This window comes from Pseudescherichia vulneris NBRC 102420 (genome assembly GCF_000759795.1).
Classification (GTDB): Bacteria; Pseudomonadota; Gammaproteobacteria; order Enterobacterales; family Enterobacteriaceae; genus Pseudescherichia; species Pseudescherichia vulneris.
Genome location: NZ_BBMZ01000021.1, coordinates 14,107 through 26,713, shown reverse-complemented (window position 1 = coordinate 26,713; position 12,607 = coordinate 14,107). Strand labels below are relative to the sequence as shown.

The 12,607-nt window shown below is 62.4% G+C and carries 9 protein-coding genes; 1 reads left to right on the top strand and 8 read right to left on the bottom strand.

Annotated features, from left to right (window positions below; genetic code table 11):
- Window positions 1-31: 31 nt before the first annotated feature.
- The 8 genes from urtE to atzF are packed head-to-tail and all read right to left on the bottom strand — an operon-like array spanning window position 32 to window position 11,636.
- Window positions 32-730, bottom strand: coding sequence for an urea ABC transporter ATP-binding subunit UrtE (urtE, locus tag EV102420_RS16025; protein WP_042393626.1), 699 nt, complete (start codon window positions 728-730; stop codon window positions 32-34).
- A gap of 1 nt (window position 731) precedes the next feature.
- Window positions 732-1,523 (bottom strand): urea ABC transporter ATP-binding protein UrtD, encoded by a 792-nt coding sequence (gene urtD, locus EV102420_RS16020; protein ID WP_042393624.1) that lies wholly within the window; start codon window positions 1,521-1,523, stop codon window positions 732-734.
- On the bottom strand, window positions 1,516-2,592 hold the full coding sequence (gene urtC / locus EV102420_RS16015) for an urea ABC transporter permease subunit UrtC (protein ID WP_042393622.1): 1,077 nt from the start codon (window positions 2,590-2,592) through the stop codon (window positions 1,516-1,518). Before urtC ends, urtD begins: the two co-directional genes overlap by 8 nt.
- Window positions 2,592-4,166 (bottom strand): urea ABC transporter permease subunit UrtB, encoded by a 1,575-nt coding sequence (urtB, locus tag EV102420_RS16010; RefSeq protein ID WP_042393620.1) that lies wholly within the window; start codon window positions 4,164-4,166, stop codon window positions 2,592-2,594. The genes urtC and urtB overlap by 1 nt, the downstream gene beginning before the upstream one ends.
- 59 nt (window positions 4,167-4,225) lie before the next feature.
- Complete coding sequence (urtA, locus tag EV102420_RS16005) at window positions 4,226-5,497, bottom strand: urea ABC transporter substrate-binding protein (RefSeq protein ID WP_042393618.1); 1,272 nt, start codon at window positions 5,495-5,497, stop codon at window positions 4,226-4,228.
- A gap of 34 nt (window positions 5,498-5,531) precedes the next feature.
- A complete protein-coding gene (locus EV102420_RS16000) occupies window positions 5,532-6,218 on the bottom strand; it encodes a GntR family transcriptional regulator (protein WP_042393616.1) in 687 nt (228 codons plus the stop codon).
- A 2-nt stretch (window positions 6,219-6,220) separates the two neighbouring features.
- Entirely contained in the window at window positions 6,221-9,841 is a 3,621-nt protein-coding gene (gene uca / locus EV102420_RS15995) for an urea carboxylase (RefSeq protein WP_042393613.1), read from the bottom strand.
- Window positions 9,834-11,636 carry an allophanate hydrolase gene (atzF, locus tag EV102420_RS15990; protein WP_042393612.1) on the bottom strand — a complete coding sequence of 601 codons (1,803 nt, stop codon included), beginning with the start codon at window positions 11,634-11,636 and terminating at the stop codon, window positions 9,834-9,836. Before atzF ends, uca begins: the two co-directional genes overlap by 8 nt.
- A gap of 258 nt (window positions 11,637-11,894) precedes the next feature.
- Between atzF and EV102420_RS15985 the strand changes: the two genes are divergently transcribed.
- Window positions 11,895-12,605 carry a YnfC family lipoprotein gene (locus EV102420_RS15985; RefSeq protein WP_042393609.1) on the top strand — a complete coding sequence of 237 codons (711 nt, stop codon included), beginning with the start codon at window positions 11,895-11,897 and terminating at the stop codon, window positions 12,603-12,605.
- Window positions 12,606-12,607 lie beyond the last annotated feature (2 nt).

The window sequence follows — 12,607 nt, the reverse complement described above, 5'->3', positions numbered from 1 at the left end:
CGCTACGGGAGCCGCACGCTGACGGCCACGGCTAAATCGCCACCAGATTGCGCACGCCGTGGCTCTCCATCTCTTCGCCTCTGCCGCGCTGAACGATCGCTCCCCTGGACATCACCAGATAGCTGTCCGCCAGCTCCGCGGCGAAGTCATAAAACTGCTCCACCAGCAGGATCGCCATGTCGCCGCGCGCGGCCAGGGTCTTGATCACCACGCCAATCTCCTTGATCACCGAAGGTTGGATCCCCTCCGTCGGTTCATCGAGGATCAGTAGCTGCGGCCGACAGGCCAGCGCCCGGCCAATAGCTAACTGCTGCTGCTGACCACCGGAGAGATCGCCCCCGCGCCGCTGCTTCATCTCCCGCAGCACCGGGAACAGATCGTAGATCTCATCGGGAACCCGCTTCGCCTGCGAACCGGTAAAGCGCGCCAGGCCCATCAGCAGATTCTCCTCAACCGTCAGCCGGGGAAAGATCTCCCGCCCCTGCGGCACGTAGGCCATGCCGCTGCGCACCCGCTGATGGGGTTTCTGCTGATTGATGGGCTTACCCTGCCAGCTAATGGTTCCGGACTTCGCCGGGATCAGCCCCATCAGGCACTTCAGTAGGGTGGTTTTTCCCACGCCGTTGCGCCCCAGCAGACAGGTCACCTCGCCGGGATGCGTCGCAAACGAGAGGCCGCGCAGGATATGGCTGCCGCCGTAGTATTGATGCAGTTCATTCACTTCCAGCATGTTAGCGCCCCAGATAAACGTCAATAACCTGTTCATTCGCCTGCACCTCGCGCAGGGAACCCTCGGCCAGCACCTGGCCCTGGTGCAGCACCGTAACGTGATCGGCAATGGTATCGACAAAGCCCATATCGTGCTCCACCACCATCAGGGAGTGCTTGCCGGCCAGGGTGCGAAACAGCTCGGCAATATACTCTGTCTCGGCGTCCGTCAGCCCGGCGGCTGGCTCGTCGAGGAGCAGCAGGTGCGGCTCCTGTACCAGCAGCATGCCGATCTCCAAAAACTGCTTTTGGCCGTGTGAGAGCAGCCCCGCCTGCCGCTGACTTTGATTGGCCAGCCGCAGCAGCTCCAGGGTCTCGTCGATACGATCCCGCTGCTCGCCGCTGAGCGTCGCCCGCAGGCTGGCCCAGACCGATTTGTCGGTTTTCAGGGCGATCTCCAGATTCTCCGCCACCGTCAGCGCCTCAAATACCGTCGGCTTCTGAAACTTGCGTCCGATGCCCGCCCGGGCAATCTCCACCGGGGAGAGCTGGGTCAGATCGATATCCTGGTCGTAGATCACGCGGCCGCTGTCCGGGCGGGTCTTGCCGGTGATCACATCCATCAGCGTGGTTTTGCCTGCGCCGTTGGGGCCGATGATGCAGCGCAGCTCGCCAACGCCAATCGCCAACGTCAGGTCGGTGAGGGCGCGGAAGCTGTCGAAGGAGACGTTGATATTCTCCAGCATCAGCACCGGGTCGGTGGTCTCCCGGTAGCGATCCTGCGGCAGCGGCTGGGTAAAAAGGGTGTCAGTCATGCTTTCTCCGCTTCAGCAAACCAATCACGCCGCGCGGTAAAAACAGCGTGACGAGGATAAACATCAGGCCCAGGAAAAAGAGCCAGTACTCCGGGAAGGCCACGGTGAAGAAGCTCTTCGCCCCGTTGACGATACCCGCCCCCAGCAGCGGCCCGATCAGCGTCCCGCGCCCGCCCAGCGCTACCCAGATGGCGGCTTCGATGGAGTTGGTAGGCGACATTTCGCTTGGGTTGATAATGCCCACCTGCGGCACGTAGAGCGCCCCGGCGAGACCGCAGAGCACGGCGGAGAGCGTCCAGACAAAGAGCTTGAACCCCTGCGGATCGTAGCCGCAAAACATCAGCCGGTTCTCGGCGTCGCGCACCGCCGTTAGCACTCGACCAAACTTGCTGCGCGCCAGCGCCATGCCGATACCCAGCGCGGCGACCAGCAGCAGCACGGTGGCGATAAACAGGCCGATGCGCGTCCCGGTGGCGGTGACCGGAAAACCGAGCAGGGTGGTAAAACCGGTGAAGCCGTTGTTACCGCCGAAGCCGGTTTCATTGCGGAAGAAGAGCAGCATCCCGGCGTAGGTCAGCGCCTGAGTCATGATCGAGAAGTAGACGTCTTTAATACGCGAGCGGAAGGCGAAGTAGCCAAACAGCAGCGCCAGCAGGCCCGGCAGCAGGACGATCAGGCACAGCGCCCACGCAAAGTGCTGGGTGCCGGTCCAGAACCACGGCATCTCGCTCCACGAGAGAAAGGTCATAAAGGCCGGAAGGCCATCCCCCGCCGCCTGGCGCATCAGGTACATGCCCATCGCATAGCCACCGAGAGCAAAGAACAGCCCGTGCCCCAGCGACAGCAGGCCAGCGTAGCCCCAGACCAGATCCAGCGCCACGGCGACGATGGCGTAGCAGAGGATCTTGCCCACCAGCGTCAGGGTGTAGGCGGACATTGCCAGAGGGTGATCCTGCGGTAGCAGGGCCAAAAACGGCAGGGCCAGCAGCAGGACGATAATGCCCAGCGTCAGGGTGCGCGTCAGACGGGGCGCACGCTGCGCCAGCGTTAGGGTTATAGGTTGGCTCATCAGTCGATCACTCGCCCCTTGAATGCGAACAGCCCCTGTGGCCGTTTCTGGATAAACAGCACGATCAGTACCAGAATGGCGATTTTGCCCAGCACCGCGCCAATCTGCGGCTCCAGCAGCTTGTTGATGATGCCAAGGCCAAAGGCCGCCACCACCGTGCCTGCCAACTGACCAACGCCACCCAGTACCACCACTAAAAATGAGTCGATGATATAGCCCTGGCCCAGTTCGGGACCGACGTTGCCTAGCTGCGAGAGCGCCACGCCCCCCAGCCCGGCGATGCCGGATCCCAGCCCGAAGGCCAGCATATCTACCCGCCCGGTGGGCACGCCGCAGCAGTCGGCCATCCGCCGGTTCTGAGTGACTGCCCGCACGTTCATCCCCAGCCGGGTCTTGTTGAGCAGCAGCCAGGTGAGGGCCAGCACCAGCAGGACAAAGACGATCACCGCGATGCGGTTATAAGGCAGGATCAGGTTGGGCAGCACCGCCCAGCCGCCGGAGAGCCAGCCGGGGTTGGCCACCTCCAGGTTCTGCGCTCCAAAGAGCAGGCGCACCAGTTGGATCAGCATCAAACTGATGCCCCATGTAGCCAGCAGGGTCTCCAGCGGACGCCCATACAGGTGACGAATGATCAGCCGCTCCAGCGCCATGCCCATCGCGGCGGTAATGAAAAAAGCTACCGGCAGGGCGACGATGGGGTAGAGGGCCAGCCACTGCGGGGCGAGGCGGGCAAAGAGATCCTGTACCAGCCAGGTGGCATAGGCCCCCAGCATCAGCATCTCGCCGTGGGCCATGTTGATCACCCCCAGCAGACCGTAGGTAATAGCCAGACCGAGGGCGGCGAGCAGCAGGATAGATCCCAGCGACAGGCCGCTAAAGGCCTGCCCCAGCCAGTCACCCCAGCGCAGGCGCTGCTGGATCTGCTTCAGGCTGTCGGCGGCGGCGGTGCGCACGCTGGCGTCTGGCTCGTTTTGCGGCTGGGTCAGCCGCTGAAGGCTGGCCTGGATCGGCGGAGCGCTGCTTTCACCCAGCTGTTTGACCGCCTGCAGACGCACCTGCGGATTAGCATCGGCGAGCTGGAGAGTGGCGATGGCCAGCAGCAGGGCCGACTTGACCTCGTCATCCTGCTCCTGGGCCAGCCGCTGTTGCAGTAGAGGCAGCTGCTCCGCCGTGGCGTCGTTTTGCAGATTATGGGCAGCGGCAAGACGCTGAGTACGATCCTCGCTCACCAGCTGGTGGGCGGCAAAGGCATTAGCCACCAGGGTGCGGATGCGGTTGTTCATAAACAGCTTACGCGGTTTACCCTCTGGGGCTGCGTTGCCCTCCAGCGGCGTCAGGGTCTCTCCCGACTGGGTAAAGAGCTGGCCGCGTTTATCAACGACCACGTTCTCCTGGCGAAGCGTCTGAAGCAGGGGAAAACGCGACGCATCGGGCGCGGCGGACCAGGTTTGTAAAAGCTGTGCCTGCTGGGTCCGGCTGGCAGCGCCGTACTCGCTTGCCGGTCCGGCAGAGGCCGTGCCGATGAACAGCAGGCAGCAGGCAAAGAAGAGGCCGAAGCGCGTGGCTATTTTCATGGTCGCTCATTCCGCTGATGGGGTCATTGCCCGGCAGCGCATGCCGCCGGGCGCCTGGGTTACTGCCCGGAGGATTTCACCGGCGTATCCGGCTTCTTATCGTTACCGGCGATGAACGGGCTCCACGGCTGGGCGCGAACCGGCTGTTCGGTCTGCCACACGACGTTGAACTGGCCGTTGTCTTCGATCTCGCCGATCATTACCGGCTTGTGCAGGTGATGGTTGGTCTTGTCCATGGTCAGGGTGAAGCCGTCCGGCGCTTTATAGGTCTGTCCGGCCATCGCCGCGCGCACCTTATCCACGTCGGTGGTGCCCGCTTTCTCTACCGCCTGGGCCCACATGTGCAGCCCGACGTAGGTGGCCTCCATCGGATCGTTGGTCACCACGGTGTCGGCATTCGGCAGGTTATGCGCTTTGGCATAGGCCTTGTAGTCAGCTACAAATTTGGCGTTGGTGGGGTTATCGACGGATTCAAAGTAGTTCCATGCCGCCAAATGGCCCACCAGCGGCTTGGTGTCGATCCCGCGCAGCTCCTCTTCGCCCACCGAGAAGGCCACGACCGGCACGTCGGTAGCCTTGATGCTCTGGTTAGCCAGCTCCTTATAGAACGGCACGTTGGAGTCGCCGTTGATGGTGGAGACCACGGCGGTTTTGCCTCCGGCGGCGAACTTCTTGATATTGGCGACGATGGTTTGGTAGTCGCTGTGGCCAAACGGGGTGTAGACCTCTTCGATATCTTTATCCTGTACGCCTTTGCTGTGCAGGAAGGCGCGCAGGATCTTATTGGTGGTGCGCGGGTAGACGTAGTCGGTGCCCAGCAGGAAGAAGCGTTTGGCGCTGCCGCCGTCCTCGCTCATCAGATACTCTACCGCCGGGATCGCCTGCTGATTCGGGGCTGCGCCGGTGTAGAAGACGTTCGGGGACATCTCTTCGCCCTCGTACTGCACCGGGTAGAAGAGCAGGCCATTCAGCTCCTCAAACACCGGCAGCACCGATTTGCGCGACACCGAAGTCCAGCAGCCAAATACCGCGGCGACCTTATCCTGGGAGATGAGCTGGCGGGCTTTCTCAGCGAACAGCGGCCAGTTAGAGGCGGGATCGACCACCACCGGCTCCAGCTTTTTCCCCAGCACGCCGCCGTTGGCGTTGATCTCATCGATGGTCATCAGCGCAACGTTCTTCAGCGGCGTCTCGGAGATCGCCATAGTGCCGGAGAGCGAGTGCATGATGCCGACCTTGATGGTATCGGCGGCCCAGGCTTGCCATGAGATCCCCATGCCGACCATGGTGGCGGAGAGGGCAAAGGCTTTAATTAACGAACGTGTTTTCATCATCAACCCCTAGAAGTGTAAGAGAATTATTGCGTTATATCTGCGATGAAACCGGCGGTAGCCGCGATTGCTGAAGCCTGTGTAGTGTGATTTTTCTGACCACCGCTTTGCTCTGTAATATGTGGTCGGTCAGGATCCGCTGCGCCTCCTCTGTCTGCTGTGTCAAAATGGCGCGTAGCACACGCCCGTGTTCCTGATAGGTCGCTGCCACCCGATCGTCCCGCGTAAAGTCGAGATGGCGAATAATGCGTATCTTCTCCGTCAGATCGACGTGCACTCGCGTCATCTCGCCGTTGCCCGTTGCCGCCACCAGCGCGGTATGGAACTGCTCGTCATGGGTCGAGACCGCCAGCCCGTCTTCCAGCGGCAGGGCATCGACCCAAAACGCAATCAGCGGGGCGAGATGCTCGGCGCAGGTGCCGGGAGGCATGCCGCACAGGCGACGAACCGCCTCGCGCTCCAGCACGATCCGCAGATCGTACAGCGCCTCGAACCAGGCGAAGTCGAACGGCTTTACCTGCCAGCCGCTGCGGGAGGCCACCTCCACATAACCCTCGTGCTCCAGCCAGTAGAGCGCCTGGCGCACCGGGGTTCGGCTGGCGGCCATCCGTCCGGCAACCTCGCTCTCGCTAAAGCGATCCCCCGGCATCAGCTGAAAAGTGAAAATCTCATTTTTCAGCGCGCGGTAGATGCGCTCCGCCAGCCCCGGCTTGCCGCCCATGCTCACGGCTCAAGCCACAGTAGGGCGTCGCCAGGTGTTACCGGGCGGCCCGGCTGACAGCCAATGCGCTTGATGCGGCCCGCCTGCGGGGCGTGGATCGCCAGCTCCATCTTCATCGCCTCGACAATCACCAGCGGCTGGCCTTCGATAACCTCATCGCCTGGCTGGACCAACACCTTCCAGATGTTGCCGTTCATATCGGCGTTTACCGCCAGCGCACCGTCGTCTACCGCCTCGACCGTGGGCAGGACGATCTCCTCGGGCTGGGCCTGCTGATCGAGCTGCCAGCGGGCAACCTCTTCGCTAAAGGCGGCAGCCTGACGCTCGCGGAACTGGGCAATCTCGGGGGCGTTATGCGCAAGGAAACGCAGATGCTCGGCGTAATCGAAAACCGTCTCCTCGATGCGGATAGTGGCCCGGCCTTCGCGGAAATCATCCCGCAGGCGATCCAGCTCCTCCTCGCTGACCGGATAGAAGCGAACCTGGTCAAAGAAGCGCAGCAGCCACGGCTCGTCCGGTTTGAACTGGCTGTTTTTCAGGAATTTGTTCCAGATAGGCAGGGTGCGGCCCACCAGCTGGTAGCCGCCGGGGGAGTCCATGCCGTAGATGCACATATACATTCCGCCGATGCCTACCGTGCCCTCGGCGGTAAAGGTGCGCGCCGGGTTGTATTTCGAGCTCAGCAGGCGGTGGCGCGGATCTACCGGGACGGCGCAGGGCGCGCCCAAGTAGACATCACCGAGACCGAGGATCAGGTAACTGGCATCAAAAATCGTGTCGCGCACCGCGTTACGATCCGCCAGGCCATTAATGCGCTGAATAAAATCGACGTTGTTCGGCAGCCAGGGGGCGGTGGCCCGCACCGTGTCCTGATAGCGACTGACCGCCCCAAGGGTGGCGCTGTCCTCAAAGGCCATCGGCATCCAGACGATGCGCGACGGCACCTTCATGTCGCTGACGTCTCCCAGACGGCCTTCAATATCCAGCAACATCTTCACCAGCGATGGCTGGCTGATAACCAGGCTGTCGTAGCGGATTTGCAGAGAGCGCACGCCGGGCGACAGCTCTTTAATGCCCGGATGGGCCAGGGCCTGAAGCTGTTCCATCAGCAGGCTGACGCGCAGGCGCAGGGCCAGATCGAGAACGTTTTCGCCATACTCAATCAGGATGTAGTTATCCCCCGCCTGGCGATAGCAGATAGCGGGCGTCGTGCCGCTGGCCGGAATTGAAACCAGCGCGGCGGCGGAGATCCCGTCCCGATCCGCCAGCGACGGGGTAGCAAACTCAGGCAGCGTTTCGGCAGGCTCCAGCGTCTCGACGATGCGGTGCTGGGCCTTCTCCAGCGCTACCGCCTCTTCAACGCTAATCGGGTAGAAGCGCAGGCGATCCCCTGGCTTCACCTGGCCCACTTTCCACAGCTCTGCTTTGGCGATGGTCACGGGGCAGACAAAACCGCCGAGGCTGGGGCCGTCACGGGTAAGGATCACCGGGAAGTCGCCGGTAAAGTTGATCGCGCCGATGGCGTACTCGCAGTCGTGAACGTTGGACGGATGCAGGCCCGCCTCGCCGCCGTCGGGCCGCGTCCAGGAGGGTTTCGGCCCGGTCAGGCGCACGCCGAGACGGTTAGAGTTGTAGTGCACCTGCCATTCGCTGGCGAAGAACTCATCGATGGCGTCCTGAGTAAAGAAATCCGGCGCGCCGTGGGGTCCGTAGAGGACGCCGATGTGCCAGCTCTCCCCATACTCCGGGATCAGCCCGGCGGCCAGCGGCTGCGGATCCCGCTCTGGCGCAGGCGTGGTGCAGGCGGCCAGCGTGGGTCGGGAGATAGGCAGCAGATCGGCCACCTTCAGCGTGCGTCCGGCGTGGCCGCCAAACTGGCCGAGGGCGAAGGTCGCCCGGCTGCCGAGATAGCAGGGCACATCGATACCGTTGCGCACGGCAAGATAGGTGCGGCACCCGGCCTGGGCGCGGCCCAGCACCAGCGTCTGCCCGGCCTTCACCGCTACCGGCTGCCAGTACGTGACCGGCTGGCCGTCAAGCTCGGCATGACAGTCGGCCCCGGTCAGGGCGATGGTGGTGTCGCTGTGAAACAGCAGCGTCGGGCCTTGCAGAGTAAACTCCAGTCCGGCGGCGGAGGCGTGGTTGCCGACGATGCGGTTAGCCAGGCGGAAGGCAAAATCGTCCATCGGCCCCGAGGGCGGGACGCCCACGTCCCAGTAGCCCGGACGACCGGGGTAATCCTGAACGCTGCTCCAGGTACCGGGCTGTAAAACCTCAATGGCCGCCGTGGTGGGACTAAACGTATCGAGCATCCGCGTCCAGACGCTGCCCTCAATAAAGGCCTCGCTGGCGACGATCTGCCGCAGGTAGTCAAGGTTAGTGGCGATGCCGTGCAGCTGGGTGGCGTCCAGCGCCTCGCGCAGCTTAACCAGGGCAGCCTCGCGCGTCTCCGCATGGACGATCAGCTTGGCGATCATCGGATCGTAGAAGGCGGAGACCTCGCTGCCGGTGGTCACGCCGCTGTCGACGCGCACGTTCTCCGGGAAGCTTACGTGGGTCAGCACGCCAGGGCTCGGCTGGAAATTCTTCAGGGGATTTTCGGCATACAGCCGCACCTCAATCGCCGCGCCCTGCGGCGCATGCTGGAGCCGTTCCCAGTCGATGGTATCTCCGGCGGCAACGCGCAGCATGCACTCCACCAGATCGAGACCGGTAACGGACTCGGTGACCGGGTGCTCTACCTGGAGTCGGGTATTGACCTCAAGGAAGTAGAACGCATCCTGCTCGGCGTCATAGATATACTCCACCGTGCCCGCGCTGCGGTAGTTAACCAGCTTGCCCAGCTCAACGGCGGAGGCAAGCAGCGCGGTGCGGGTCGCCTGCGGTAGCCCCGGCGCAGGCGTCTCTTCCACCACCTTCTGATTGCGGCGTTGCAGGGAGCAGTCGCGCTCGCCGAGCGCTACCACGTTGCCCTGACCGTCGCCGAAGATCTGCACCTCGACGTGGCGGGCGCGATCGATGCAGCGCTCAATAAACACTCCCGCGTCGCTGAAGAACTGCTCGCCCAGACGGCGGACGCTCTCCCACGCCAGCTGCAATGCCTCGCCATCGGCGCAGCGGGTTAAGCCGATCCCGCCCCCGCCCGCGGTGCTTTTTAACATCACCGGGTAGCCAATCTCCTCTGCGGCCAGCAGCGCCTCATCGAGGCTGTTCAGCAGGCCCGTACCCGGCGTCATCGGGACACCGGCCTGCGCGGCCAGCTCCCGCGCCCGGTGCTTGAGGCCAAACTCACCGATCTGCTGCGCCGTGGGGCCAACAAAGACAATGCCCGCCTGCTCGCAGGCGTCGGCAAAGGCCAGGCTCTCAGAGAGAAAGCCGTAGCCGGGCCAGATAGCCTGCGCGCCGCTTTGTTTAGCGGCATCAATAATGCTGTCGATGCGTAGATAGCTGTCGCTGGCCTTCTCACCTCCCAGCGGCAGGGCAATATCTGCCGCCTTGACGTGCTCGGCGTTTTTATCCGCGTCGGAATAAACGGCGATGCTCACGATCCCCAGACGGCGCAGGGTGCGGATGGCGCGGCAGGCGATTTCGCCCCGGTTGGCAATCAGTACGCGATCAAACATGCTGCATCTCCTTGCTGGCGAGCCAGTTTCGCCAGCCTTTGTAAGCCGTAATGTCCTGCGCGTCGCCGAGCGCCGCACCCTCACAGATAAAGCCTTTCACCCAGCGGCCATCCGCCAGCTCCAGAGAGCCGATCCCCAGCGGAGCCGGGATCTCGGCGACAAACTCCCCGAAGCGCGCCAGCGGGATATCCCACAGCTCAACCTGAATAGATTCGCCGCTGCTGGCGCGGGCCAGGCCCGGTTTTGCCGGCTGGGTATTGGCCAGGGCGTAGAGGCGGTAGCAGGACGCGGTTTCGCTGGCCTCCACAAACACCGCCTTACGGTTAATCAGCTGGTGGTTAAGCGGCATACCGCGCAGATGCGCCCCGACAACCGCGATACGCACGTGATCCGGTGAGAGAGGCAGCGCGGCCTGGGCTACGGGGAGCGGGGCATCGGTTGCCCCCAGGGTCAGGCCGCTTTGTTCCTGCCAGCGAATGCCGAAGCTGGCGAGGGCGCGATCGTGCCAGGCGGGAGCGAGCAGGGTGAGCCCGGCGGGCAAGCCGTCGGCGCGGAACGGCGCGGGGAGGGCCAAGGCGCTGAGATCGGCCAGGTTAGTAAAGTTGGTGTAGGTGCCAAACTCCGAGTTGTAGCGGATCGGCTCCAGCTGCATCTCTTCTTTGGTGCGGATGGTGGGCGAGGTAGGCACGACCAGGGCGTCGACCTCGGCAAGGACCAACTGAATTTGACGGGCCAGCTCGGCGCGCAGGTACTCGGCTTTATAGGCTTCTACCGCGCTATAGCGGCTGCCTCCGGCAATAATCTGATATACCGTCGGATCCATCTCCTCCGGGTGATTGATCATATCGCCGACGGCAGCGGTACGCTCGGCAACCCACGGTCCCTGATAGAGCTGGGCGGCCAGCTCGGCGAACGGCGTGAAATCGATGGTTTTCAGCGTTACGCCGCAGGCGCGCAGCTGCTCCAGGGCGCGTTCCCACGCCTCTTCGGCCTGGGCGTCACCAAAGAATTGCAGCGTATCGGGAACGGCAAACACCGGACGCTCGGGCAGCGAGGCGGGAGCGGTGCCCGGTGCGCGGCGGGAGTAGGCGTCATGAGCGTCGTAGCCTGCTGCCGCCTCGGCGACAGTCCAGGCATCACTGACGGTGAGGGCAAACACCGAGACGGTATCGTTAAGGCGGCAGGCCGGAACCACGCCCCTGGCGGAGAACCAGCCTTTGGTGGGTTTCAGCCCAACGATGTTATTAAATCCGGCGGGCACCCGGCCGGAACCTGCGGTGTCAGTCCCGAGTGAAAACGGAACCAGACCGCGCGCGACGACCGACGCCGAGCCGGAGCTGGAGCCGCCGCTCACATAGTCCGGGTTAAAACTGTTGCTCACCGCCCCCCAGGGAGAGCGCGTGCCTACCAGTCCGGTAGCAAACTGATCGAGATTGGTCTTGCCAATGACAATGGCCCCGGCGGCTTTGAGCTGCGCAACCGTGGTCGCGTCCTGCTCGGCGATATAGTGAAACGCCGGGCAGGCCGCCGTGGTCGGAAATCCAGCGGCGTCGATGTTGTCTTTTACCGCGAAAGGGATGCCATACAGCGGCAGCGCCGCCGGGTTTTGCTGATAGCGGGGCGCTAATGCTGCTAGCTGGGCGGCGATCTGCTCGGGCGTGGCGAGGGTGATCCAGGCATTGTCATCAACAGAGAGGGTTGCCAGGTGCGCCGTCAGCAGCGATAAAAGGTCGCCGCGCTGCTGCTGGATCTGCTGCTGCCATCCGCTCAGGGTCTGGCCGGTCATTGTTGTCATAGTGAGCAATTCCATCTGGTATACAAGATGGAATTCAAATAGCAAGCGGCGTGCCAGTTTTTAATCTATTGTTAATTAATAATATTTTAATAATGTGCCGGGGCGGGCAGGTTAGGCTTGCACTCGACCTGCGCAGCGTTGAACAAAAAAGGTGCGCCTGGTCACGGTATGGGGACGCGGGTAATACAAAGGGATGATGTTACATAAATCACTGAATTTGCTAAGATGCTTTAATAAGGTGCAACGGGTGGGAAATTTATGAAAAAGTTAATGATGCTGGCGGCAGTCACGGCAGCGCTGGCCGGATGCGATGACGGCAAAGCGCCGGTGTCGTTTACGCCGGAGATGGCCAGCTTCTCCAATGAGTTTGACTTTGACCCACTGCGCGGCCCGGTGAAAGACTTTAGCCAGACGCTGCTCAATGAGAAGGGTGAAGTATCGAAACGCGTCACCGGCACGCTCTCGCAGGAGGGCTGTTTTGATACGCTGGAGCTTCACGATATGGATAACAACACCGGCCTGGCGCTGGTGCTGAATGCCAACTTCTATGTCGATGCCGTGACGCATGAAAAGCGCCTGCGCTTGCAGGGTAAATGCCAGCTGGCGGAGTTCCTGTCGGCGGGCGTGACCTGGGATACGGATGAGAAGGGCTTTGTGGTGTTAGCGCGCGGCAAGGAGCTGCAGATTAACTACCAGTACGATGCGGAAGGGTATCCGCTTGGTAAATCGACCACCAGCAAAGAGATGCATCTGTCCGTGGAATCAACACCCTCAACGGACAAACGTAAGAAGCTCGACTACACCGGCGTCAGTACGCTGAACGATAAGCCTATCGGCAGCGTGAAGCAGGCCTGCGAATACGATCGTCATGACAACCCGGTAAGCTGCTCCCTGACGATCGTAGATGAAAGCGTCACGCCTGCCGTTGAGCATAAGTACGCCATCAAAAACACCATTGCCTACTACTGAGA

Bases quoted from the DNA above. Each gene is read 5' to 3' on its own strand.
- urtE (WP_042393626.1), bottom strand. From the start codon at position 730: ATGCTGGAAGTGAATGAACTGCATCAATACTACGGCGGCAGCCATATC.
- urtD (WP_042393624.1), bottom strand. From the start codon at position 1,523: ATGACTGACACCCTTTTTACCCAGCCGCTGCCGCAGGATCGCTACCGG.
- urtC (WP_042393622.1), bottom strand. From the start codon at position 2,592: ATGAGCCAACCTATAACCCTAACGCTGGCGCAGCGTGCGCCCCGTCTG.
- urtB (WP_042393620.1), bottom strand. From the start codon at position 4,166: ATGAAAATAGCCACGCGCTTCGGCCTCTTCTTTGCCTGCTGCCTGCTG.
- urtA (WP_042393618.1), bottom strand. From the start codon at position 5,497: ATGAAAACACGTTCGTTAATTAAAGCCTTTGCCCTCTCCGCCACCATG.
- EV102420_RS16000 (WP_042393616.1), bottom strand. From the start codon at position 6,218: ATGGGCGGCAAGCCGGGGCTGGCGGAGCGCATCTACCGCGCGCTGAAA.
- uca (WP_042393613.1), bottom strand. From the start codon at position 9,841: ATGTTTGATCGCGTACTGATTGCCAACCGGGGCGAAATCGCCTGCCGC.
- atzF (WP_042393612.1), bottom strand. From the start codon at position 11,636: ATGACAACAATGACCGGCCAGACCCTGAGCGGATGGCAGCAGCAGATC.
- EV102420_RS15985 (WP_042393609.1), top strand. From the start codon at position 11,895: ATGAAAAAGTTAATGATGCTGGCGGCAGTCACGGCAGCGCTGGCCGGA.